The organism is Pseudofrankia asymbiotica, assembly GCF_001983105.1.
In the GTDB taxonomy this organism is placed as follows: domain Bacteria; phylum Actinomycetota; class Actinomycetes; order Frankiales; family Frankiaceae; genus Pseudofrankia; species Pseudofrankia asymbiotica.
Window position 1 is genome coordinate 68,411 of record NZ_MOMC01000045.1, and the last position, 22,353, is coordinate 90,763.

24 protein-coding genes, 2 pseudogenes and 1 riboswitch are annotated in these 22,353 nt (G+C 71.4%); of the genes and pseudogenes, 12 read left to right on the forward strand and 14 right to left on the reverse strand.

All coding sequences use genetic code 11. The features are described 5' to 3' along the window. Position 1: 1 nt before the first annotated feature. Positions 2–874, reverse strand: coding sequence for a CYTH domain-containing protein (locus BL253_RS22100; RefSeq protein WP_241835005.1), 873 nt, complete (start codon positions 872–874; stop codon positions 2–4). Between the two features lie 620 nt (positions 875–1,494). On the opposite strand from BL253_RS22100, the gene BL253_RS22110 reads away from it, so the two are divergent. Further along, positions 1,495–2,649 (forward strand): LLM class flavin-dependent oxidoreductase, encoded by a 1,155-nt coding sequence (locus BL253_RS22110; protein ID WP_076819038.1) that lies wholly within the window; start codon positions 1,495–1,497, stop codon positions 2,647–2,649. A gap of 23 nt (positions 2,650–2,672) precedes the next feature. On the opposite strand, the gene BL253_RS22115 is transcribed toward BL253_RS22110, so the two are convergent. Further along, on the reverse strand, positions 2,673–3,080 hold the full coding sequence (locus tag BL253_RS22115; RefSeq protein WP_076819039.1) for a nuclear transport factor 2 family protein: 408 nt from the start codon (positions 3,078–3,080) through the stop codon (positions 2,673–2,675). Between the two features lie 161 nt (positions 3,081–3,241). Here BL253_RS22115 and BL253_RS22120 point away from each other — a divergent pair, with 161 nt between their 5' ends. Next, positions 3,242–4,159, forward strand: coding sequence for a LysR family transcriptional regulator (locus BL253_RS22120; RefSeq protein WP_076819040.1), 918 nt, complete (start codon positions 3,242–3,244; stop codon positions 4,157–4,159). 36 nt (positions 4,160–4,195) lie between these two features. Here BL253_RS22120 and BL253_RS22125 read toward each other — a convergent pair whose 3' ends face one another. Next, complete coding sequence (locus BL253_RS22125) at positions 4,196–4,798, reverse strand: TetR/AcrR family transcriptional regulator (RefSeq protein WP_241835006.1); 603 nt, start codon at positions 4,796–4,798, stop codon at positions 4,196–4,198. 138 nt (positions 4,799–4,936) lie between these two features. On the opposite strand from BL253_RS22125, the gene BL253_RS22130 reads away from it, so the two are divergent. Further along, positions 4,937–5,911 carry a zinc-dependent alcohol dehydrogenase family protein gene (locus BL253_RS22130; protein ID WP_076819041.1) on the forward strand — a complete coding sequence of 325 codons (975 nt, stop codon included), beginning with the start codon at positions 4,937–4,939 and terminating at the stop codon, positions 5,909–5,911. A gap of 51 nt (positions 5,912–5,962) precedes the next feature. Here the strand turns inward: BL253_RS22130 and BL253_RS43915 are convergent, their stop codons facing one another. The 3 genes and pseudogenes from BL253_RS43915 to BL253_RS22145 form a co-directional block, all read right to left on the reverse strand. Next, positions 5,963–6,232, reverse strand: a complete 270-nt coding sequence (locus BL253_RS43915) for an AAA family ATPase (protein WP_241835007.1) — start codon at positions 6,230–6,232, stop codon at positions 5,963–5,965. A gap of 112 nt (positions 6,233–6,344) precedes the next feature. Then, positions 6,345–6,836: pseudogene (locus BL253_RS45450) on the reverse strand (zinc-binding dehydrogenase); the annotation flags it as partial. After that, positions 6,764–7,135, reverse strand: coding sequence for an MDR/zinc-dependent alcohol dehydrogenase-like family protein (locus BL253_RS22145; protein WP_076819042.1), 372 nt, complete (start codon positions 7,133–7,135; stop codon positions 6,764–6,766). The gene BL253_RS22145 and the pseudogene BL253_RS45450, both read right to left, overlap by 73 nt. Before the next feature lie 194 nt (positions 7,136–7,329). On the opposite strand from BL253_RS22145, the gene BL253_RS22150 reads away from it, so the two are divergent. The 4 genes from BL253_RS22150 to BL253_RS22165 all read left to right on the forward strand — a co-directional run bounded on the left by BL253_RS22150 (position 7,330) and on the right by BL253_RS22165 (position 10,416). Continuing rightward, positions 7,330–7,911 carry a TetR/AcrR family transcriptional regulator gene (locus BL253_RS22150; protein WP_076819043.1) on the forward strand — a complete coding sequence of 194 codons (582 nt, stop codon included), beginning with the start codon at positions 7,330–7,332 and terminating at the stop codon, positions 7,909–7,911. Between the two features lie 198 nt (positions 7,912–8,109). Further along, positions 8,110–8,874, forward strand: coding sequence for an SDR family NAD(P)-dependent oxidoreductase (locus BL253_RS22155; protein WP_076819044.1), 765 nt, complete (start codon positions 8,110–8,112; stop codon positions 8,872–8,874). A gap of 244 nt (positions 8,875–9,118) precedes the next feature. Then, complete coding sequence (locus BL253_RS22160) at positions 9,119–9,382, forward strand: rhodanese-like domain-containing protein (protein WP_198946355.1); 264 nt, start codon at positions 9,119–9,121, stop codon at positions 9,380–9,382. A 131-nt stretch (positions 9,383–9,513) separates the two neighbouring features. Next, complete coding sequence (locus BL253_RS22165) at positions 9,514–10,416, forward strand: LLM class flavin-dependent oxidoreductase (RefSeq protein ID WP_076819045.1); 903 nt, start codon at positions 9,514–9,516, stop codon at positions 10,414–10,416. A 19-nt stretch (positions 10,417–10,435) separates the two neighbouring features. Here the strand turns inward: BL253_RS22165 and BL253_RS22170 are convergent, their stop codons facing one another. From BL253_RS22170 to BL253_RS22205, 7 genes are all read right to left on the reverse strand, one after another. Further along, the gene (locus BL253_RS22170) at positions 10,436–11,350 is read right to left on the reverse strand and encodes an LLM class flavin-dependent oxidoreductase (protein ID WP_076819046.1); all 915 of its coding nucleotides are present in this window, start codon (positions 11,348–11,350) and stop codon (positions 10,436–10,438) included. 521 nt (positions 11,351–11,871) lie between these two features. Next, positions 11,872–12,399, reverse strand: a complete 528-nt coding sequence (locus BL253_RS22180) for a GNAT family N-acetyltransferase (protein ID WP_241835008.1) — start codon at positions 12,397–12,399, stop codon at positions 11,872–11,874. Positions 12,400–12,498: 99 nt separating this feature from the next. Beyond that, positions 12,499–12,613, reverse strand: a riboswitch (SAM riboswitch). Positions 12,614–12,762: 149 nt separating this feature from the next. Continuing rightward, complete coding sequence (locus BL253_RS22185) at positions 12,763–13,932, reverse strand: NADH:flavin oxidoreductase (RefSeq protein ID WP_076819048.1); 1,170 nt, start codon at positions 13,930–13,932, stop codon at positions 12,763–12,765. Positions 13,933–14,038: 106 nt separating this feature from the next. Beyond that, positions 14,039–14,404: a CHRD domain-containing protein gene (locus BL253_RS22190; RefSeq protein WP_076819049.1), complete on the reverse strand. Its 366-nt coding sequence runs from the start codon at positions 14,402–14,404 to the stop codon at positions 14,039–14,041. A 185-nt stretch (positions 14,405–14,589) separates the two neighbouring features. Continuing rightward, entirely contained in the window at positions 14,590–15,048 is a 459-nt protein-coding gene (locus BL253_RS22195) for a GNAT family N-acetyltransferase (protein WP_076819050.1), read from the reverse strand. A gap of 140 nt (positions 15,049–15,188) precedes the next feature. Beyond that, a complete protein-coding gene (locus BL253_RS22200; RefSeq protein WP_076819051.1) occupies positions 15,189–15,968 on the reverse strand; it encodes an SDR family NAD(P)-dependent oxidoreductase in 780 nt (259 codons plus the stop codon). Positions 15,969–16,215: 247 nt separating this feature from the next. After that, positions 16,216–16,689, reverse strand: coding sequence for a MarR family winged helix-turn-helix transcriptional regulator (locus tag BL253_RS22205; protein ID WP_076819052.1), 474 nt, complete (start codon positions 16,687–16,689; stop codon positions 16,216–16,218). Positions 16,690–16,777: 88 nt separating this feature from the next. Between BL253_RS22205 and BL253_RS22210 the strand changes: the two genes are divergently transcribed. The 4 genes and pseudogenes from BL253_RS22210 to BL253_RS43925 all read left to right on the forward strand — a co-directional run bounded on the left by BL253_RS22210 (position 16,778) and on the right by BL253_RS43925 (position 20,651). Further along, the gene (locus BL253_RS22210; protein WP_081438558.1) at positions 16,778–17,509 is read left to right on the forward strand and encodes a glucose 1-dehydrogenase; all 732 of its coding nucleotides are present in this window, start codon (positions 16,778–16,780) and stop codon (positions 17,507–17,509) included. Positions 17,510–18,493: 984 nt separating this feature from the next. After that, on the forward strand, positions 18,494–19,333 hold the full coding sequence (locus tag BL253_RS22215; protein ID WP_076819054.1) for an SDR family oxidoreductase: 840 nt from the start codon (positions 18,494–18,496) through the stop codon (positions 19,331–19,333). Between the two features lie 337 nt (positions 19,334–19,670). Beyond that, a pseudogene (locus tag BL253_RS45455) lies at positions 19,671–19,808 on the forward strand (hypothetical protein); the annotation flags it as partial. Positions 19,809–20,033: 225 nt separating this feature from the next. Then, on the forward strand, positions 20,034–20,651 hold the full coding sequence (locus BL253_RS43925; RefSeq protein ID WP_241835010.1) for a DUF692 domain-containing protein: 618 nt from the start codon (positions 20,034–20,036) through the stop codon (positions 20,649–20,651). A 74-nt stretch (positions 20,652–20,725) separates the two neighbouring features. Here the strand turns inward: BL253_RS43925 and BL253_RS22235 are convergent, their stop codons facing one another. Next, on the reverse strand, positions 20,726–21,319 hold the full coding sequence (locus tag BL253_RS22235) for a TetR/AcrR family transcriptional regulator (protein ID WP_076819056.1): 594 nt from the start codon (positions 21,317–21,319) through the stop codon (positions 20,726–20,728). Between the two features lie 106 nt (positions 21,320–21,425). Here BL253_RS22235 and BL253_RS22240 point away from each other — a divergent pair, with 106 nt between their 5' ends. Next, positions 21,426–22,346 carry a TIGR03564 family F420-dependent LLM class oxidoreductase gene (locus BL253_RS22240; RefSeq protein ID WP_076819057.1) on the forward strand — a complete coding sequence of 307 codons (921 nt, stop codon included), beginning with the start codon at positions 21,426–21,428 and terminating at the stop codon, positions 22,344–22,346. The last annotated feature ends 7 nt before the right edge of the window (positions 22,347–22,353 follow it).

Genomic DNA, 22,353 nt, shown 5'->3' on the forward strand with positions numbered 1-22,353 from the left:
CCTACGGGACGGTCGCCGACGGGTCGAAGTACTGGTAGGTGGCGATGGTCTTGGTCTGCTGCGGCCCGGTGAGGTCGATGCCGTGGGCGGTCAGCACGGTGGCGGTGCGCGCGGCGGCCGACAGCACGTCCGCCGGGCGGCAGCGGGTGGACAGTTCGATGAGCCGCGTGTCGTCCGGGTAGGTCCAGCATTCGGCGAGGAACGGCACGTCACACCCGTCCGGACGCAGCGTGCGCCGGCGGACGCTGACCGGGCCGATCGCCCGCAGGCCCCTGAGGTCGGCCAGGTCGACGTCGGCCGCGGACAGCCGCGCGCCGACCAGCCGTAGCTGGGTGGCGGACAGCAGCCGGCGTGGTGAGTGGCCGTGGCGTACGACGCGGTCGAGGTCGGATGAGCCAAGGTGGGTTTTCAGCGCGGCTGAGCAGACATAGCTGCCCGGCATTCCGTCGACCTCGACCGTGAACCGTTTCGACGCGCGCATGGATGGTGAGATCTCGGCGGGTACGGCCGGGCGCAGTTTGACCACCGCGTCGTCCGGCTGGTCCCGCCGGCCGCGGGCGCGGATGATGACGCCGTGCCGTTGCAGCAGCCGGTCCGGGCTGTCGAAGTAGTAGACCTGATGCTTCGGCGCGTGCCGGAACTGGACGCCGAGGGCCGCGCAGGCCGCGTCGTGGGCCTGGTGTGGCACGGTCAGCTTGAGCTCCACCCGGTCGACCTGGCGGGCTAGCGCGACCAGCTCGTCGAGCTCGTGCTCCGGCAGCCGCCAGAACCGGCGTGCCTCCGGCGTCGGCTTCGGTGGGGCCGTGGGCCTCGGTACCGTCCGGCGGCCGGATGACGACTTCCGTCGGTCCCGGGTCGTCCGGCTCGTCGGCACAACACCCCCTGCGTTCGGCCCGCTCCCCTCCAGGACCGCGGGCTGGTGCTGGTCCGTGAGGACCCGTTCCGACCATTGTGACGGATCGATGAACGGAAGGCGGCTTTCGATCACGCCCGATCGCGTCATTCGCGTAACCGGGCGGCAAGCGGGACGAGCTGGATGGTTCATTCCCCCAGCGTGGACGCACCTCGACAGGCGGCTGACCCGCGGCGGCGGCCCGCCCGGCGCGCTCACCGCGCACCTTCCAGCGGGCCGAGCGCCCGTGGCCCAACGGGGGTATACCCCGGCGGCTCGGCGGAGGGATCGGGCGGAAGGAGACGGCGTGACCTGGATCCAACTTTCTTCACTGGATCAGTGAAGAAGATGATAGTTGTCGAGGGTGAAGTCCTGGGCTTCGCCGGCCGAGCGRGAGACGAGTGATGAGATGCGGGCTGCCCGCGGGGCCGTTCGGCGYTGGAGGCCGCGAACCTGTCGCGGTACTGGCGCGACGCGCGCACCCATACATACCCTGCACGACCCCGCCCGCTGGAAACTTCAGCACATCGGCCGCTGGCTGCTGCGCGGAACGCCACCGCCCCGCCACGGCCTCCTGTGACCCCGCCGCTCAGGAGGTGCACATGAGATTCCAGGTGCTCGACATCCTGCCGAACATCCAGAACCCGGTGACCGGTCGGCTCGTCAGCACGGCCGAGCGGTACGCGCAGGCGCTGGCCTCCGCCCGCCGCGCCGAGGAGCTGGGCCTCGACGCGGTCGCGATCGGCGAGCGGCACGCAGGGCCGGTTCTCTCGTCCGGGGTCACGGTCCTGCTCGGCGCCATCGCGGCGACCACCTCGCGCGTGCGCATCCAGACCGGGGTGAGCGTGCTGTCCATCCTCGACCCGGTGCGGGTGGCCGAGGACTACGCGACCATCGACCAGCTCTCCCGCGGCCGCCTCGAACTGGTCATCGGGAAGGGCAACGAGCTGCGGCAACTGCCCCTGTTCGGCATCGAGGCCGGGACGCAGTGGGACGCGCTCGCCGAGAAGTACGAGCTGCTGCGGCGGCTGTGGCGGGAGGAGAACGTGACCTGGTCCGGCCGGTTCCGCCCGCGGCTGCGGGAGGCGACCACGCTGCCGCGCCCCTACGCCGGCGCGCCGCGCGTCTGGCACGGTTCGGCCACCACTCTGGCCTCCGCCGCGCTCGCGGCCCGGTGGGGTGACCCGCTGTTCAGCGCCAACGCTATCCAGCCCCGGAACAACTACACGGTCCTCATCGAGCACTACCGCGAGGAGTACGCGCGGCACGGGCACGACCCGCGCTACGGCTACGTCGCGGCCGGCGCCGGCTTCCTCTTCCTGGCCGACGCCACCGCGCAGGCTCGGGAGCACTTCGGCCCTACGTACGAGAAGATGGTCGAGTTCTTCAACCGGCCCGGCAACCACACCCCGGGCAACGAGATGGTCTTCCACGACATCGACCACGCCATCGCCGAGGGCCCGGTGCTGGTCGGCAGCCCGCAGCAGATCATCGACAAGATCATGTACTTCCACGCCGGGTTCGGCCATGACCTGCAGGCGTTCAGCCTGCCGACCATGATTCCGCACGAGCAGCAGCTGGAGATGCTCGAGCGCCTCGCCACCGAGGTGATTCCCGTCGTCCGGCGGGCGGTGCCGACCACGCTGTGGACCGACGAGGACCCCTATGGCGGCCGTCCGGCCTTCACCGGCGGCCAGGTCGCCGACGCCGCCGCCGTCATCGACGAGGCCGGGCGGCGGACGGCGGTGTCCCGATGACGGCGGTGTCCCGATGAGGGCGCTCACTGTTCGAACAGCACGCGTTTCATATACGAGGTGTCGCAGTACTCCGTGACCGAGGTGATCAGCCCGTCGCGTACCTGGAACACCACCGCGTAGTCGTTGTCGTAGGGTGTCCCGTCGCGGGCCTGGGCGTGGCTCGTCCATTCGGCGACGGCATGCTCGCCGTCGGCGATGATGCGGTGCAGGGTCTGTGTCACGGGCACCGTGGGGTCCAGCGTCGCGACGACCTGGGCGAGGAACCCGTCCAGGATCTCGTCGGCGCCGGTCCAGGTACCGGCGACCGGCAGGTCGCCGCGGATGGTCCACGTCGCCTTCGGCGCGAAGCTGGCTCGCAACGCGTCGACGTCTCCTCGCCGCAGCGCGGCGACATAGTCGGCGACGGCGGCGCGTGTGGTCTCGGTGGTCATAGGAAGGGCCCTTTCCTGGGAGGGTGCCGCGCGGGCGCCTGTTTCGGCGTCATCGAGCCGGACTCGCGCCACCGGGCCAGTCGACCAGCCTGGCCGTTCGCCTTCAACGAGCAACCATCCTCTAGTCTCATCACGACTCGTGATGAATCGAGGGCGCGGACATGGAGCTTCGGCAGCTGCGCTATTTCGTCGCCGTGGCGGACAGCCGGCACTTCGGGCGGGCCGCCGAGCAGCTGCACATCGTGCAGCCGGCCGTCAGCCAGCAGATCCGCCGCCTGGAACGCGAGCTGGGTGTGACGTTGCTCGACCGCTCCACCCGGCGCGTGGCGCTCACCGATGCCGGTCGAGTCTTCCTTGACCACGCCCGGGAGGCGATCGCCGCCGCCGACCGGGCCCAGGCCGCGGCCCGCGAACTCGGTGCCCCCACCGTCCGCACGCTGCGCCTGGGCACCAGCGCCGGCCTCGGTGATTATCTGACCCACGTGCTCCGCGACTTCGCGCGGCGCCAGCCGAACATCACCGTCGACCTGGTCAGGCTCGCCGAACGCGAGCGGATCGCGCACCTGTCCGGCGGAGACCTCGACGCCGCTTTCGTCCGCCGCCGCCCTGACAGCGAGATGGCCCGTCACCTTCGCTATGTGCATGTCCGGGCCGATCTGCTCGTCGCCGCGCTGCCCGCCGGCGTGACCACGGCCCGGCGCCGCACCGTCCGCCTGGCGGAGCTCGCCTCGCTGCCGGTGCGCCTCCCACCGCGCGACGCCAACCCACTGCTCGTCGACGCCGTRCTCGGTGCCTGCCGCGAGGCGGGATTCGAACCCGGCCACGCGCCCGCCAGCAACGACCAGGACATGCTGGCGCTGATCGCCGCCGGCGGCCCCAGCTGGACGGTCTTCTACCCCGACCAGGCCTACCTTCTCGCCAGGCAGGCCCTACCGGGGATTGCCTTCCGCCGCCTGGCCAGCCCTCCCATCAAGATAGAAACCGCTCTGGTCCACCGGGCTGTCGACCACAGCCCTCATCTCCTGGACCTGATCGCTGCCGCCCAGGYCGTCACGCCCAGCGATCCGACGGCCAGGTGAGAAGGAAGCCGTCTAGACAAGATCTACGGGAAGGTCTCAGCCTCTGGTGAGAGGCAGGCGGACCGCCGGCGGGAGCGGCGTCGGCACGGGGCTCGCCTGGAAAGACTGAATCATGAGCGCGGCGAAGCGGCGCGATGCCGCGACCCTCACTCCGGGTGACTCCGCGCGGATACCCTCGTTCGCCATCAGCGCCAGGACGATGTCCTCCAGGACGAAGTCTCCGCGCAGCGAACCCGCTTCCTTCGCGCGCCGCACGAGCTCGAGCAGCAGACGCAGCGTGTGATCGCGGTCCTCGGCCAGGCCGACCGCCGAGGGAAGCTGAGAAGTGAACGCGCGCGCGAAGCCCCGGTCGAGAGCGTGCATTTCCATGAGCTTCTCGATCACCAGGCAGAACCCGGTCCACGGGTCGGCCGCCGCCAGCCCTTCGCCCACGACCTGCGAGCACAGGGCCATCTGCTCGCCGAAGGCCTCGGAGAGCAGGGCCTCCTTGGTCTGGAAGTGCCGGTAGACGGTGGCGACGCCGACCTGCGCCCGCCGGGCGATCTCCCGGATCGGCACGTCGAGGCCCTCCGCGGCGAAGGCCGCGCGTGCGACGAGGAGGATCCGCGCGCGGTTGTCGCGGGCGTCCGAGCGAAGCATCGGCATCACCGCGGTGTCGATATCACTTCGGTGTCGATATCACTTCGGCCGTCACCGCTCTCACTTTAGCGAAACGGACGGGGTGCTCCGTTACGGTCGGCCGACCAGCCCAGACACATCCCAGAACCGGAGGCAACCGTGAAGGCAGTTGCGATCAGGGCGTTCGGAGGACCCGAGGGCCTCGCCGTCATCGAGATCCCCGACCCGGTTCCCGCCGCCGGGCAGGTACTGATCGCCACCGAGGCGATCGGTGTCGGCGGCGTCGACGTCATGATCCGAAGCGGCGCTGTCGCCGCCTACGGGTTCGAGAAGGGCCACATCCTCGGAGGCGAGGTGGCGGGCACCGTGGCCGCGGTCGGAGACGGCGTCGACACGGCCTGGGTCGGTCAGCGGGTGTGGGGGTTCACCGGCCTGGGCGGCGGCTATGTCGAGCGGGCGATCGCGCCGGCCGAGACGCTCGTCCCCCTCCCGGCCGACCTTTCCGCCGCCGACGCGGTGACGCTGGGCAGCTGCGGGCGGGTGGCCCACTTCGGCCTTCGCCACGCCCACCTCACGCCGGGCGAGTCGGTGCTGGTCCGCGGCGCGTCCGGCGGCATCGGGATCATGGCCGTCCAGCTCGCCGCCCGCCAGGGCGCGGGCACGGTCGCGGTCACGACGTCGTCGCCCGAGCGGGGTGACCGGCTGCGCAAGCTCGGCGCGACCCATGTGCTGGACCGCGCCGGCGAGGGGCGGGGCGACGAAGCCCAGGACGCTCCCGCCGGCCACGACGTCATCATCGACGTCGTGGCCGGCCCCGACCTGCCGTCGTTCCTCGCCAGGCTCAACCCGAACGGCCGCATGGTCGCCGTCGGCGCGGTCGCGGGCCCTCCACCGGCGGACTTCGCCGCGCACCTGTTCGCGGCGTTCCAGAAGTCGATGTCGTTCGCCACCTTCAGCACGGACACCATGACCGAGGCCGCCCGGCGCGCCGTGACCGCCGAGCTGTTCACCGCCGCGGGCCGCGGCGAGCTGCACGCGGTGGTTCACGAACTGCTGCCCCTGGAGCAGGCCGTGCTGGCCCATCAGAAGCTGGACGCCGGTGAGGTGTTCGGCAGGATCGTGCTCGTGAACTGATCGACGCCCAGACCGTCCGACCGGAGACGCCAGATCACCGGACTCCGCGGATCATTCCTGGAGGATGACGCGTTCACCCTCACCCACGGGCTCCTGGAGGTCGGCGAAGTAGCGTTCCAGGAGCTGGTCGGAGACGGTGACGCTGTTCGCGCCGTCGCGCCGGTTGCGGAGGGCGAGCCGGCGCCGGAGTGTTCCGAGGTCGGCCTTCAGACGGACGAGTTCCCACCGGCATCCGTGGCTCTCGATCGTGGCCTTGTACCGGTCTCGGGTGGCGCGGTTCCAGAAGCTGTAGTCGATGACCACGGGCGCCTTCGCCCTCATCAGGCGGATCAGGTCGTCCCACAGCTGCCGCGAAGCGGGCCGGCCACTCGGCCGCGAGGCCGGGATGGTCGGCGGCGGTGAATCCGGTGACGGTGAGGCGCTTGCCCGCGACGGTCATCGTGTCCACTGTCAGGGACGCGGGCTCGTGCGCGGCCTGGTGGGCCAGCGCGCCGCAGATCACGATCCGGCCCCGGGGCCGGGCCGCGTGGACCGCCGCGCGTAGCTGCGCACCGCCGACGTTGTCGAAGACCACGTCGACGCCGTCCGGGGCCGCGGCGCCCAGAGCATCGCCGATGGGACCGCGGCGGTAGTCGAGGGCCTGGTCATAGCCCAGGACGCCGGTGGCATAGTCGGCCTTGGCGGCCGAGCCGACGGTACCGATCACCTGGCCCGCGCCCAGCAGCCGGGCGAGCTGGCCGGCCACGCTGCCGACCGACCCGGCGGCGCTGGTGACCAGTACCGGCTCGCCAGCCGCCAGGCGTCCCGCGGCGATGAGGCCGGCGTAGGCGGTCAGCCCCGAAGACAGGTGAGCTACCGGATCTGGGTACAGGTCCGGGTCCAGCCGCAGGAAACCGGAGGCGGGGCCCACGCGTGCTCCCGCCACCCCGACCGGTGCCGCACCAGGTCCCCGGGCGCAAACCCCGGGTCGGTGGACGCGACCACCTCGCCGAGCGCCGGCCCCTGCATCACCTCCCCGACCCGGTACATCGGCAGGGGAACATCCTCGTCCGACATCAACGTCCGCATGGCCGCGCTCAGCGCCAGGTACGCGTTGCGTACCAGCACCTGCCCCTCGGCCAACGGCGGGACGTCCACCTCGACCAGGCGGAAGTCCGCGGGGATGGGCGTCCCCTCCGGACGGTGGGCAAGCAGGACCTGAGGCGAGGTCCGAGTCGTCGACACGGCGGCGACGCTAAGCCCTGACGCACACGTCAAGGTCAACGTCCGTCGCCGGCGGGCTTCTGCGCCCGTCCATGAGGCCTGACGCCGTGGTCTCCGCCTTTACGACTCGCTTCCGCGACGCCCTTGCGGTGATCGGACCATGGTGAAAGGAAAAAATTCTAGACTGAACGTTCCTATATCGGTACGCTGGCCGGGTGGGTAGATCGAAGGAGTTCGATCCTGACGCGGCGCTGGACGCCGCGCTCGAGCTGTTCTGGAGCCGTGGCTACGAGGCGACGTCGATGGCCGATCTCGTCGAGCACCTCGGCATCGCCCGGGCGAGCATCTACGCGACGTTCGGCTCCAAGAGCGACCTGTACATGAAGGCGCTCACCCGGTACCGCGATCGGGTCGACATGCGCCTGATGGCGGACCTGTCGTGGCCGGGCCCGGCACTGCCCGGTGTGCGGGCGCTGGTGGAGCGCTTCGCCRCCGAGGCGAGCCAGGACGAGCGCYGGCGTGGCTGTCTGGTCACCAACACAGCCGTGGAGCTCGCCTCGCACGACAACGTGGCGCAACAGCAAGTGCTCGCGAGCTGGGACGTCCTGGAGACCGCGCTCACCTCAGCGCTGCTGCGTGCCCGCGCCCAGGGTGAGCTACGCGTGGAATCCGACCCCAGAGCGCTGGCACGCATGCTCCTTGTGCTGATGCAGGGCATGCGAGTGGTCGGCAGGACCTCCGGCGGGACGGGGCGTCTCCAGGACGCCGCCCACGAGGCCCTCTCACTGCTCGCCTGACCCGCCAGGCCTCACCCGACCCCCGCGCCCGCCCGCGATCTGTCGCTCTGTCCGCGCCCTGGTCGTGCCCGTGGCACCGGCCGGCCTGTCGTCGTGTGGTCGTAGTCCGAGCAAGATCTGGATCGAACGGTCTAAAAAGACGACCGCGCCCCGCGGAAGACGCGGCAACCTTGGCATGACCTACTTCAGGGAGCACCTATGGCGAGTGGACGTTTCACTGACCGGACCGTACTGGTCACCGGGGGTGGATCCGGCATCGGTCGCGCGATCGCGCTCAGCTTCGCCCGAGAGGGGGCGGCGGTGGTCGTCGCCGGGCGTTCGGCCGGGCCGTTGAAGGGCACCGTCGGGCTCGTCGAGGCGTCGGGAGGCCGGGCGGGGTACGTGGTAGCCGATGTCACCCGCTCGCCGGACGTGTCCCGGATGGTCGAACGGGCCGCGAACCGCTTCGGCGGCCTGCACGTCGCCGTGAACAACGCCGGGGTTCTCGCTGGCGTGGCTCCTCTGGCCGACGTCCGCGAGGACGACTGGCGCAGGCTGGTCGAGGTCAACCTCACCGGTACCTGGCTGTCGATGAAGCACGAGATCGCCTACATGCGTGCGCACGGCGATGGCGCGATCGTGAACGTCTCATCCAACCTCGGCGCCCATCGCCGGCGGTCGAACCTCGGCGCCTATGTCGCGACCAAGGCCGCGGTCAGCGCGCTGACCCGGAACGCGGCGCTCGACCACGTCCACGAGGGTGTGCGGATCAACGCCGTCAGCCCCGGGGCGACCGACACGCAGGTGTCCTTGCTGCCGGGGGAGAGTGAGGCGGAGCGCGCCGAGCGGTCGAAGGCCGCCGTTCCCGTCGGGCGGGTCGGCAGGACTGAGGAGATCGCCGCGGCGGTGCTGTACCTCGCCTCGGACGACGCGGGCTTCGCTGTCGGCGCCGACCTCGTGGTCGACGGGGGTGTCACCGCGTAGACGTGGCGGTCAGTGCTGGCCCACGAGCCGTGCGTGAGGCGTTCGTCACCGCGTTGACTTGGCTGCCTGATGTGCTGCCAAGTCCACGCTCCACGCTCGGACCGCGTCCAGCACGGGTTCGAGGCGGCGCTCGCCGACGTGGATCTCGACGTGCCCGCCGGGCGGATCACCGCCGGCTGCTCGCCGACGTGCTCGCCCTGAACGACCGCCGCCGCCGTCCCCGCGCCGCCGTCCCCGCGCCGCCGTGAAACCCGGCTCCACCGCGACGCCCCGCCTCACCACCGTGCGGCCCGGCTCGGGTGCCCAGGCCGCGCTCCCTTCCGACCTGGGCGTGCCACCCGTGGTGTCGGCCGCCTGRCTCGCCGAGCACCGTGAGGAGGTGGTTCTGGCTGACGTCCGCTGGTACCTCGACGGTCGCAGCGGCCGCGACGCCTACCTGGCCGGGCACCTGCCCCGGGCCGTCTGGGTCGACGTCGACACCGACCTGTCCGCGCTCGCCCTCGACTGATCGGGGTCGACGGCGCCGCGCTCTACCCCGGCTCCTGGTCGGCCTGGTCCGCGGACCCGGCCCGCGCCGTCGCCGTCGGCGCGGATCCCGGGCCACCCCCGGTGCCGGCCCGGGATCCCCGGGGGCGCGGTATGAGTGGCCTGTTCGGGTCCCGGCTCGTGTTCGGCGCCGGCGGGGCCGTCGCCGGGCTGACCGCCCAGCGAACCCTGGACCTCGCGCAGAGCGCCGACGAACTCGGATTCGAGCTGTTCAGCCTCAGCGACCACCTGCACAGCAACAGCACGACCGTCGAACCACTGGTCACGCTGAGCTGGCTCGCCGGGAAGACCCGCCGCATCGAGCTGGCCACCAACGTCCTCGCGCTGCCCTACCGGCCGCCGGCGGTGGTCGCCAAGACGGCCGAGACGGTGGACCGGCTCTCCGGTGGCCGGTTCGTCCTCGGGCTGGGCGGCGGCGGGTTCGACCAGGAGTTCCACGCCTTCGGCCTGACCGAACGGACGCCCGGCCAGAAGATCACCGGCCAGCGGGAGGCGATCGGGATCATCCGCGGCCTGTGGGCGAACGAGTCCACGACCCTCCACGGCCAGGAGTTCGCCGTTGACGACGCCCGCATCGACCCGCTGCCGGACCACCCGATCCCGATCTGGCTGGGCTCCTACGGGCCCAGAGCGCTCGCGCTCACCGGCGAGCTGGCCGACGGCTGGCTGCCCTCGATCGGCCGGATCGGTCTGGACCGCGCCCGGCAGATGCGGCCCGCCGTGCTCGCCGCCGCGCGCGATGCCGGCCGTGATCCGGCCGCGATCACGTGTGCCTGCAACGTGATCGTGCGTCTCGACCCGGTCGCGCGGCCCAGCCCCCAGGCGGTCGGCGGCGGCGTTCCGGCCGTGGTCAAGCAGCTCGTCGAGATCGTGGCGGCCGGTTTCACCGCGCTGCTGCTCGCCGTCCCGACCGTCGCCGACCAGGAGATCCTCGCCCGGGAGGTGATCCCCGCCGTCCGCGCGCAGGCAGCCGCGCGCGGTCTCGTCGCCGTGTAGCGTGCTCCCGCCAGGATCTCTAGCCGTTTTCCTTGGCGATCGCCGCGCGCACCGCTGGGACGATCTCCTGGGCCCAGCGGGCGACGGAAACAGCGTCCGGCGTGCCACCGCCGGGCGAGAAGAGCAGGAAGCCTGATGCTCCATACCCGAGCACGGCCCCGGTCAGTTCCTCGACCCACTGGTCGGCGCCGCCGCCGGTCCAGCGGCCGTCACGGTCGCGGGTGGCGGCCGTGGGCCGGTCGGTGATGCGTCCTGGGACGTTGAAGACCGTCCGGATCTCGCGCGGGTCGCGGCCCGCGGCGGCCGCCGCCTCGTCGACCCTCGGCCGCGACTCCCGGTAGCGCTGACTGAGCCAGTCCGCCGCGTGGCCGGGGATCCAGCCGTCGGCCACGCGTCCGGTGGCGGCCAGGGACTTCGGGCCGACCGATCCGGTCCACACGGGGGCGGCGGCCACCGGAGCCGGCTCGATCTGGTTCACCTGGTAGTAGCGGCCACGGTGGGTGACCGGCGGGCCGCCACCGGACAGCTTCCTGACCAGGACGATCGCCTCCTCGAAGGCGCCGACGGCGTCGCCAGGCGACAGATGGGGCACGCCCATGTCGGATATCCGGTCCCACAGCCCGCCCACGCCCATGCCGAGCACGACGCGGCCGCCGGAGAGCGCCKACAGTGACGTCACGGTCCGCGCCAGCATGGGAGCGGGCCGGGTCGGCAGGTTCGTGACGTTGGCGAAGGCCGCGAGATGCCTGGTCTGTCCGAGGACGAATCCGATGGAGGCGTAAGCGTCCAGCCGCCCGCCGAGATAGGGATGATCCGACAGCGAGAAGATGTCGAGCCCGTCCCGGTCGGCCTGTTCGGCCAGGCGCAACAGCTCCGGCCCGTCGTCGATGCCGCTGTGCGCACCGAAGCCGAAGACGACTTCTGGTACAGACAATGTCCTGCCTTTCGGTCGAGAGGCTGATTCGCAGCTGATTCGCATGTCGAGCTCGACGTCTTCGAGCGCCTTTTCCGACTGTCCCGGTCCGGGACGCGGCCGAGAAGGCCGGCCTGAGGGTGGTAGCGGCAGGGACACCATCCCGCCGACGAGCCGACGAGCCGACGAGCCGACGAGCCGACGAGCCGACGAGCCGACGAGTCGACGAGCCGAGTCGGGCGGACCGGGGTGGCCAGGACCTGGTTGTCACCGCCGTAGCCGACCGCCGTCCCGGCAGGCGGCGAACGGATGGCCTTGCGCGGGTGAGCGCCGCTGTGCCGCGCTCTCCTCGTGCATCAGGTCAGGCGTCCCTGGAAAGGCGGGAGGCCGGCGTCGCGGCGCTGGTGCGATGGAGCGAAAGCAGGCACATCCGGACGGAGATCGCCGAGCGCTCGGGCTGCGAGCTGTCGCCGCGCGAGCTGCGGTTGCTGGAGTTCTTCGACCTGGCCGAGCCGCTGCGATCAGAGCGCTCTACGCCTACGTCACTGGTGATCGCCGAGGGGGAGCCTCGTGACGTCCGGCCAGGCCATGCGCAGCTTGAGCGGCGCGCCGTGGAGCCGGGCCGGGTCCTCGCCGGGGGGTGACACCGGCGCCGTCCCCTCGGCGGTGGCTCCGAGCGCGCGGTAGAACTGCTGCGCGGCGGTGTTCTGCCGCAGTACCCAGAGATACATCGCGTTGTCGGCCCCGTGCCCGGCGACGGCGCGGGCGGCCCGGCGGAGAAGCTGTGTGCCGATACCCATCCGGCGGAGGTCGTGGGTCACGTGCAGGTTGTCGACGAGGCTGCCCCACCGCGGATCGTCGTCGAATCCGACGTGGACGAAGCCCACCACTCGGGCGTCCTGCTCGGCGAGGATCGTCTCGCTGTTGGCCGGTCCGCCCAGCCGTGCCGACCACACAGCACGGCGGTCGGCTTCCACATCACCGTCGAGGAACGAGTCGGCATAGGCGCCGCGGTAGTTGCGGCGCCAGCTGTCGGCGTGGAGAGCGGCGATCTGCTCGGCGTCGTCCACACCGGCGCTCCGGAACCGCGCCGATCGCGGCAATGGGTTCTGTTCGTCGGGCGTGGCGGTGGCGCCGAAAGATGAAGGCACGGCCGGGAAGCTCCTTGGGAACGCGGCTTGCCCGACACATCACGTGCCGAGCCGGGTCCTCACCCGGAGCACCCCGCCCGCGAAGGAGGGTTGCCGGCCAGCAAGCCGGGGCTTCACGCTGGCGCTCGTGACCTGTCCGTGAGCGTAGCAGTCTGGTCGCATGGCCGGCTCGGCCCCTACTCGGCCCCCAGGTCCGTGAGCTCGGCTCGGTCGGGTAGCGCCCAGTGGGCACCGGTGTGGGTGCTGGCCGATGCGGCGGTGGGCCGGCCACCGCACTGGTCGTCAGGTCAGGCGGGATCCGTCGGCCTGGTCGTAGGCCCGGATCTCGGACAGGCGGCGGTCGCGCAGCTTGGCGGTCCAGCCCGGGTCGGACAGCAGGGCGCGGCCGAGGGCGACCAGGTCGAACTCGCCGCGGTCGAACAGCTCCAGCAGCGGGGCGAGGCTCAGCGTCGCCGCAGGGTCCTCGGCGTCGCCCCGGAAGGCCGTGGGCACGCCGATCGAGCCGATCGCGATGGTGGGCAGGCCGGTGAGGTTCTTCGCCCAGCCGGCGAGGGTGCGGGTGGAGCCCTCGAAAGCCGGCAGCCAGWAACGGCGGGTGGAGACGTGCAGCGCGCTGGCCCCGGCGTCCGCGAGCGGGGTGAGCAGCGCCGCGAGCTCGTCGGGGGTCTCGGCGATCCGGGCGTCGTAGTCGGCGCCCTTCCACTGGGAGAACCGGTAGATCACCGGGAAGTCCGGTCCCACCTCGCCGCGGACCGCGGCGACGACCTCGGCCCCGATCCGGGCCCGTGCCGCCAGGCTGCCGCCGTAGCCGTCGGCGCGGCGGTTGGTCCGCGACCAGAAGAACTGATCAAGCAGATAGCCGTGCGCCCCGTGCAGCTCGGCGCCGTCGAACCCGGCCCGGCGGGCGTCGGCCGCGGCGCGGGCGAAGGAGGCGACCACCTCGTCGATCTCCGCGGTGCTCGGCTCGGCGCCGACCACCGTTCCGTCGGGCCGCAGGCCGGATGGCGAGAACACCGCCGCCTCCGGATGTGGGGGATCACCAGCCGTCCGGCCGGCGCCGAGGTGCCACAGCTGCGGGACGATCCGCCCGCCGACCGCGTGCACGGCGTCCACGACCTGGCGCCAGCCCGCCAACGCCTCATCGCCGTAGAACCGTGGAACCCGGTCGCTGGCCCCGGCCGACGGATGATCGACATAGGTGCCCTCGGTCACGACCAGGCCGACGTGCTCCGCCCTCCGCGCGTAGTAGCCGGCGACGTCCTCGCCCGGCACTCCGTTCGGGGAGAACTGACGGGTCATCGGCGCCATCACGAACCGGTTGGCGAGCTCGACGCCGGACAGCGAGAACGGGGTGAACAACGGCGCCGCGTCCACCCCGTCCAGCAGGCGCTCGCTGCTCAGCGGGGACGCGGCCGCCGTGACGCTGGCCGTAGCACTCGAAGACACAGTCACATCGCGTTCAATCCAGGCTCCGCCGCCGATGTTCCGCCGGGATCTGTGGTGTTCGCCCTGCCTGCTCGCCCATCCGACGTCAGTGTGCCCGCCCGGTCGTGGAACGTCAGGTTGGCCAGTCGAGTTGCGAATCGGGGATGCCGTGAGCGCGGCCGTATTCCTCGGCCTCGGCGCGTCCCTGCGGATCCCCTCGTCGGTAGCGTATGACTCGCCCGGGGAACACGATGAAGCTGTCCTGGGCGGTGTGAAGGTCGACATACCACCCGGGTGCAGCCAGAGCGTCGCTCAGTTGCGTGGCCAGGGCCTCAGCTTCGGTATCGGCGACGTCGAAGAAGACGAGCGTCCAGACGGGTGGCTGGTCGGCGGTGACATTCCCTGGCGCCGACCGTTGAATCTTCCGGACGATGAGCGAAACATCGTCCAGATCCGTTCCGGCACGCAGGCTCTCCGCGATCAGTACTCCGGCGGCCACTGGAACCTCCCATGGGCAAGGTCAGACCCGGCTGACAGGACGCTCCGCGTCTGTTCGCCTTCGACGCATTACCATTACTGCACCGTCAACCTGGGACGGATTCTCAGGTACCGCGCGAGAAAGCCTAACCACTGCTCATTCTCTACTCACGACGCGCCGGGCGCCGTCTTGGGGTGTCATCGCTCTTACCCGTCCGTCAGAGGTCGGCGGAAGGTCACCATGGGTCGCCCCGGGCCGTTGTAGTCCGACACGGGACCGCCAACGACGAAGCCGAGGCGGCGGTGGAACGCGATCGAGCTGGTGTTGCCCGGCCCGGTGATCGCGTGGACCTCTCGGCAGCCCGCCGCCCGGGCGCGGTGGAAGAACTCCTCGTAGAGGCGGCGTGCCCAACCGCCGCGGCGCTGGTCGGGCCGCACGCCGACGAAGTGGATGTAGGCGACGTGTGGCTGAGATGGTGAGAAGAAGGCGACGAGTAACGCCGCCAGGCCGTGGTCGTCCTCGACGACCCGGCTGGACTGGTGGAAATGGTCGAGGAAGAGCCGCGGGAACGCTGCCCCGATGGGCCGGCCCCACCAGTCGTCCGCCACCGCCGCGATGGTGTCGTAGTCGTCCGGCCGAGCCGCCCGGACCCTGAGGGCGTTCATCCGCCCACAATTCCCGATGCGGCCGGCTTGGTGCCCGTTGAGGCTGGCTCGACTGCTCCGCCGTACCGGATACCCGAGGGCGCCGGGAAGAGGAGGGCCGGGGCGCGGCCGTTGACGAAAAGATCGCCGATCTCGCCCGGTCAGTAGTGGATGGGGCCGGGGGTGCCGCCACCGGCGGCGAGGGACTCGCCGGTGATGGCGGCGGCGACGGGTGAGGCGAGGAAGGTGACGACGGCCGCGACCTCGTCCGCCGTCACGACCCGGCCGATGACGATGCCCTTGGCCGCGGCGGCGAGCTGCTCCTCGGTCACCGTGATGGTGCCATCGTGCCGGTCGGTCCGGGTGAAACCGGGGTGGACGGCGTTGACGGTGACGCCGTGGGCGCCGAGCTCGTCGGCGAGGGTCTTCGTCAGCGCGACGATGCCGGCGTTGCGGATCGAACCGGAGACGAGGCCGACCTGGCGGGCGGCCAAGCCGCCGATGTTGATGATGCGGCCCCATCGCTGTGCCGCGAAGTGCGGAATCACCTCCTGCGCGGTCCGCAGGTAGCCGAGCACCTTCACGTTGAGGTCGGCGGCGGCGTCCGCCGTGGCGAGGCCGCGGACGCCACCGGGGCCGCCCGCGCCACCGACGCGGGCGGCGTTGTTCACCAGGATGTCGACCCCGCCGAACTCGTCGACCGTGCGCGCGACCAGCTCACGCACGGACTCGTCGCTGCCGGTGTCCGCGACGACCGGGACGACCACCGCGCCATCGACGCCGGCAGCCAGCCGGGCCGCGGCCGCCTTGAGCCGCTCACCGTCGCGCGCCGCGATCACCACCCGGGCGCCCTCGGCGAGCAGCGCACCGGCCACCGCCAGCCCGATGCCCCGGCTGCCGCCCGTCACGATCGCGCGTCGCCCCGCAAGTTCAAGATCCATGATTCATCCCCTGGCCCTGGCCGCCGCGGTGTCGGCGGCGCTGGTGAACTCATTGCCGGACTGCTGGTCATCCCGTCCAACCGCCAGCTCTCGCCCCAAATGCCTCCGCTACAGCCGTGTTGCCGCCAGAATGCATCCTGAAAGCTGGGGCGCCCACGGGCTCCGCTAGTAGGTGTGCCAGGAGCGGCATGGTGCGCCTCCCGAGGCGGTGGTTCGGTTTCCAGGTCCGACGGGACGGACCCAGTGATCAGGCGGGCGGAGCCGGGGCGGATGTCATCGCCGGCGTCGGGTTTCCGGTGTGGAGGGCGTGCGCGGCCGCCTGCGCGAGGTCGGTGAGACGGYCGCGGTCCGCCGTGTCCAGTGAGCCGCAGCTGTCGGTGATCGCTTCGGCCACCGCGGTGCGGATCTGGGGCGCGAGAGCCGCGCCCTGCTCGGAGAGCGTCACCCGGCTGACCCGGCGGTCGGCCGGGTCGGGGGTCCTGCGGACAAGCCCACGCCGTTCGAGCCGGTCGACCATCCCCGTCACGTTGGTCTTGTCGCAGCCGAGCATGCCCGCGAGCTCGCCGAACGACGGGGCGCGGCTGTCCAGGTGGCAGAGCAGCTCGATCTGCTGGGTGGTGAGCCCGAACCGGCGGGCGATCACCCCGTACAGGACGTCCACCTGGCGGTGCAGCGCCGACAGCGCGGCGGCCAGATCGCGATCAGCCTTGCTGGGTTGCACCCGTGAAGTCTACCTGGTCGACAGTTGACATCCTCGACCATATTTGTCGATGATATCGACTATCGGTGTACTGGACTATGGAGGCCGCGTGTCCGACAGGGTCGCGATCGTGACGGGAGGCTCGCGGGGCATCGGTCGCGCGATCGCGCGGCGGCTCGGCGCCGGCGGCGCGGACGTCGTCGTCAACTACCGGTCGGACCGCCCGGCGGCCCTGGAGGTCGTCTCCGCGGTGGAGGCCGCCGGTCGGCGCGCCGTCGCCCTGGCGGCGGACGTCGCCGTCCCGGACCAGCTGCGCGGGCTGTTCGACGCGGCGCAGCGGCACTACGGCGGCATCGACATCGTGGTCAGCAACGTCGGGCTCGCCCGGTTCGCGCCGATCKCGGACACGTCCGACACCGACTACGACCAGATGTTCACCACGAACACCCGGGCGACGTTCATGGTGCTGCGCGAGGCGGCCAAGCGGGTACGCGACGGCGGCCGGATCGTCGTCGTGTCCAGCGGAGCGGCCGTGACCCACCGCCCCGGCGCCGGTGTCTATGCCGCGAGCAAGGCGGCGGGCGACGAGCTCGTCCGCGTCCTCGCCCGGGAGCTTGGACCACGCGGGATCACCGTCAACAGCGTGCTGCCCGGCGCGACCCGGACCGAAGCGCTCACCGCGACCCAACCGCCAGCCGTGCTCGAACAGATCGCCGCGCAGAACCCGTTGCGGCGCCTGGGTGAGCCGGACGACATCGCCGAGATCGTCGCCTTCCTCGCCTCGGACGCCGCCCGCTGGCTGACGGGCCAGACCGTGCACGCCGGCGGCGGCCTCTTCTGATCGGCACCGTGAGCCGTGACCGTGGACCGATGAGCCGTGAGCCGTGAGCCGATGACGTGGTGGTCGGGCCGGCGGTGGCCTCTTCCGCCGGTCGCCGGGGAGCAGGTGCCGGCGCACGGTCGGGCGACTCATCCTGTCCGGCGTCACGGGGAATCCTGGCAGACGTCAGGGGCACCACCGGCACCGTTTCGTGGCCCTGGCGTCAGACAGGAGGTCCGGATCTCCCGGTGTCGCTCGCCAGTTGATCTGAGGCGTTGCCAGCATGTCTGAGGCATCCCGGTGCTTCTGCCACTTGTGTTGAGGCACACCACGTTGATCGTCGTCTCAGTTAGTGGTGAGCGTGGGCGGGTGGCTGGGCTGCGTGTCGCGACGGACACCATCTCGGCCGCGGCCAGGCGTCGCTCCGCGGCCGAGCAACGGAGTTGACCTCAACCATGGTTGAGGTATGAGAGTGTCATCATGATTCTCGCCGAGGTTGAGCGCCRGTATCTCGCCACGCACCCGCTGCGACGTCTCGCCGGCATCGGGCCATAGGGTGCGCCGCACATCCACGCAGTCGCCCTCTGGATGAACCTCGATACCGAGACGATCGATATAGGCGGCCCCCGCGCTGCGCCGCAGCCAGAAGTTCCGCGACGTCCAGGCCGACCCGCGGATCTCCCTCATCGTTGACGATCAAGTCACACCCGAGGAATCGGTAGGGCCGGGTRGTCAGACGGGGCGCGGCCTGGAGATCCGCGGCAGTGTCGAGATCCTCGTCGTCGAGCAACCGCTGATGTCTGCGTTCGACAACGACGTGCTCCGAATCCACCCGCACAAGATCATCTCCTGGAATCTCGACGGACCGGGTTTCACCGCACGCACCGTCTCGGCGGCCGACACAACCTCACCCAAGCGCTGGGTTCGGCCTCCGCCGAACAGCGGCGAACCTGCTTAGCCGAGGAGCCCAAGGACCGCAGCCTCATCTCAAGGAATGGAGTACCGATGATCCTGGTGACCGGAGCGACCGGCAAGGTCGGTGGTCACGTCGTGGCCCAGCTGCTGCGCGACAGCGTGGAGGTACGGGCGCTGGCGCGAAACCCGGAAGCCGCCCGCCTGYCCGACGGCGTGCAGGTCGTACGCGGCGACCTGGCCACACCGGCCGGTTTGAAGGACGCGCTGGACGGGGTGGAGGCGGTGTTCCTGCTCTGGCCTACGCTGGCGGCCGACCACGCCGCCGAGGACGCGATCGCCACGATCGCCCAGCACGCCGCCCGCATCGCCTACCTGTCGTCGCGAGGCGTACCCGATGACGATCCGGCGACGATCCTCGGCTCGCACACCATGGTTGAGCGGCTAATCGAGGACTCCGGAATGGAGTGGACCTTCCTGCGGCCCGACGGTTTCGCGTCGAACGCGCTGATGTGGGCCCAGCAGATCCGCGAAGGGCTCGTCCGCTGGCCGTACGCCGACATGTCGAGGCCAGTGATCCATGAGCACGACATCGCGGCCGTCGCCGTCCGGGTGCTTCTCGACCGCGGACATGCTGGTGCCAAGCACGTACTGACCGGACCCGAGCAGGTGACCCAGGCTGACCAGGTCCGCCTCATCGGCGAGGCGATCGAACTTCCGGTTCGTTTCGAGGAACTGTCCCCGGAGGCCGCCCGGGAGAAGCTGATCGGTGACGGCTGGCCGCCGGAGGCCGCGAATCAGGCTCTGCAGGCGTGGGCCGAGATGCTGGCCGCGCCGCTGCCGGTCACCTCCACGGTTGAGGAGATCACAGGCGAACTTCCGCGCACGTTCCGCGAATGGGCCGCCGATCACGCCAAGGACTTCGCACCGTAGGTGAGAGCTTGCCGCAGGTGGAAGCCGTCACAGATGGCCGCTTGAGGGCCGTTTCTCAGCCCACCGGTAACCGCGACTTGCCTCAGATCTCACGGCAGATCAAGGCCCGCGACTCCGCCAGTCAATCTGAGGCACCCCAGATCACGGTCATGATCCTGCCTCACCTACGTTGGCGGACGACACCCGGGTGTCCAGCGCGCCTGACGCGGCGGGCCAGAGGGCGAAGGCGCGCAGGAAGGTGTCGACGCCGGCGGTGATGACCGCGTCGAGCTGTTCCGGTGGGGCGGGCCGGGTGCCCAGCGCGGTCAGTGCCGGTAGCTCGTCGCCGATCAGCGCGATGAAGCGGACGCGGTTTCGCCGGTCCGGTGAGCTGAACAGCGGGCATCTTCTCCCGGTGCCGTTGACGCGGACCTCGCTGGCCGTGACCGTCGAGAATGCCCGCATCGCGCGGGACGCCCTGCCAGTGCCACTCGCCGTCGAGAACGTCGCGCCCCTGTTCGGCTGGACCGGCGACGAGCTGTCTCCGGTGTCCTTCCGACCGAGCTGGTCGACCGGGCCGGCGTCGACCTCCTGCTGGACGTCGCGAACCTGGGCGCCGCCTGGATCAACCTGGACCACGATCCGATCTCCTGCTGCGGGACCTGCCGGTGGAGCGGGTCGCCTATGTGCATGTCGCCGGCGGCGAACCGCGGGACGGACTGTGGTACGACACGCACGCACGCACGCACGCCCGTCCGGTTCCGGAATCCGCCTGCGACTGCTCGCGGAGCTGACGGCGCGGTGCGACCCACCGGGAGTCCTTCTCGAACGCGACCGTGACTACCCACCCGCGGGGGAGATCGCCGCCGAGCTGGCACTGATCCGGAACACGGTCGAAGAGGCTCGCGCCTCCCGGTCGGCCACCGGACCGCGTGCCCCCCGCGTCCGCTCGCGCGGCGGCCACCGTCTCGGCCCGCGCCAGGCGGTCACCCGCCGCCTTCCGGGCGAGGTACGGGACCGCCTGGGTAAGGCGCAGCACGACCTGCTCACCGCCCTGGTCGGGAACGGCCCGGTGCCGGCCGGGTTCGACGCCCCCCGCCTCGGCGTCCAGGCTCGGGCCCTGGTCGAGCGGAGGGAAAGAATGGTCAGCCCGCTCCTGCCCGGTCTGGTCTGGGACCTCGGCGCCCGCTTCGGGACGCTGTTCCGTGCGTACGCCGCCGAACACCCACCGCCGGTCGAGGGCCCGCGGTACGACGCGGACACGTTCGCCCGCTACCTCGCGAGCCGGACGAGATCGGCGAGATCGTCGTCCTCGCCTCCGACGCCGCCCGCCTGCTGACCGGCCAGACCGTGCATGCCGACGGCGGTCCCTTCTGACGCCGATCGTGAGTGCCCTCCGAGGCGCTGGCCGTCTCAGGTTCGGGAGCCTCTCGGCCGGACGTCGGGCCGGCCCGGCGGCGCGTCGGGCTCGGCGGCGTGACCGCCCTCGACCCGCAGGCCGTCGAGAATCACCGTGGTCAGGTGGTCGTCGGCGCGCGCGCCCGGGCGGCAGAGCATGACGTTCAGCAGGCCGACGACCTCGGCGGGCGGGATGTCGGCCCGCAGCGACCCTTCGCGCTGTGCCTGCGCGGCGGTCCGCTCCAACAGCGCGTTCAGCTCCGTGACCAGCTCCTGGACCGGGGGGCGCGGTGGCTGGCCGCCGGCCAGCTCCTTGATCAGCGCCAGCGGCAGGTCCGTGCAGCGGCGCACCAGCTGGAGCAGGACCTCCCACCCGGTCAGGCCCCGGGCGTGTTCGGCCCGGCCCGCCGCGAGCAGTTGCCCGACGGCGTCGGCGGCGATGTCCTCCAGGAGGGTCCGCCGGTCCGGGAAGTGCCGGTAGAGCGTCCCGACGCCGAGGCCGGCCGCGCGCGCGATCTCCTCCATCGACACCGCGGCCCCGCGCTCGGTCAGCAGCCTGCTCGCGGTAGTGACGATGAGCTCGCGGTTGCGGCGGGCGTCGGTGCGCACGACGGCGACCCCCTCGGGCGAACCCCTCGACGAAACGGAACTGGAAGTTCATGTTACGGTCCACCTGATAGCGGAACCGGAGCGTCCGATTCACCTTGGAGAGATCGTGAAGATCGGTCTGTACGTCAACGGGGTCGGCCCGAGCCCACAGGCGCTCGTCGACCAGGTCCGGGCCGCCGCGGCGGCCGGCCTCGACAGCGCCTACTTCAGCCAGATCTTCTCCTGGGACGCGCTCACGGTCGCCGCCCTCAGCGCGCAGGCGGCACCGGGCCTCGCGCTGGGCACGGCCATCGTGCAGACCTACCCCCGGCACCCGATCGCGCTCGCGGGGCAGGCGCTGACCGTCCAGGCGGTCAGCGGGCAGCCCTTCACGCTCGGGATCGGCCCGAGCCATCCACCGCTCATCGAGGGCATGTTCGGCTACTCGTACGACAAGCCGACTCGCCATGTCCGCGAGTACCTGTCGCCGCTGCTGCCGCTGCTGCGCGGCGAGCAGGTGGACTACCACGGGGAGACGCTCACCGCGGTCGGCGCGGTCGACGCGCCGAACACGCCGGCGCCGTCGGTGCTGCTGTCCGCGCTCGGGCCGGTGATGCTGCGGATCGCCGGTGAGCTGGCCGACGGAACCGTGACGGTGTGGACCGGCCCGAAGATGATCGGGGACTACATCGTCCCGGCCATCACCGAGGCGGCCGCGCGGGCCGGGCGGCCGGCTCCCCGGATCGTGGCGACGGTGGTGGCGAGCGTGACCGCGGATCCCGACGCCACCCGGCGGTGGGTCGCCGAGCAGGTCGGGTTCGCCGCCCAGTTCCCCGGCTACCGGGCCGTGCTGGAGCGCCAGGGCCTCTCGGGCGTCGAGGACACGGTCGTGGCCGGCGACGAGGACACGGTCGCGCGGGCCGTCGCCGAGTACGCGGCGGCCGGCGTCACCGAGCTGGTCGTCGGCCCGGTCGGCGAGCCGCTGGACTGGGCCAGGACGGTGGAGCTGCTCGCCAACCTGCGCGGCGAGCTCACCCACGTGACCTGAGCCGCAC

What these genes read in the sequence shown, in the direction of transcription:
- BL253_RS22110 (WP_076819038.1), top strand. Translation starts at nt 1,495, where the DNA reads ATGAGATTCCAGGTGCTCGACATCCTGCCGAACATCCAGAACCCGGTG.
- BL253_RS22115 (WP_076819039.1), bottom strand. Translation starts at nt 3,080, where the DNA reads ATGACCACCGAGACCACACGCGCCGCCGTCGCCGACTATGTCGCCGCG.
- BL253_RS22125 (WP_241835006.1), bottom strand. Translation starts at nt 4,798, where the DNA reads ATGCTTCGCTCGGACGCCCGCGACAACCGCGCGCGGATCCTCCTCGTC.
- BL253_RS43915 (WP_241835007.1), bottom strand. Translation starts at nt 6,232, where the DNA reads ATGAGGGCGAAGGCGCCCGTGGTCATCGACTACAGCTTCTGGAACCGC.
- BL253_RS22155 (WP_076819044.1), top strand. Translation starts at nt 8,110, where the DNA reads ATGGCGAGTGGACGTTTCACTGACCGGACCGTACTGGTCACCGGGGGT.
- BL253_RS22165 (WP_076819045.1), top strand. Translation starts at nt 9,514, where the DNA reads ATGAGTGGCCTGTTCGGGTCCCGGCTCGTGTTCGGCGCCGGCGGGGCC.
- BL253_RS22195 (WP_076819050.1), bottom strand. Translation starts at nt 15,048, where the DNA reads ATGAACGCCCTCAGGGTCCGGGCGGCTCGGCCGGACGACTACGACACC.
- BL253_RS22200 (WP_076819051.1), bottom strand. Translation starts at nt 15,968, where the DNA reads ATGGATCTTGAACTTGCGGGGCGACGCGCGATCGTGACGGGCGGCAGC.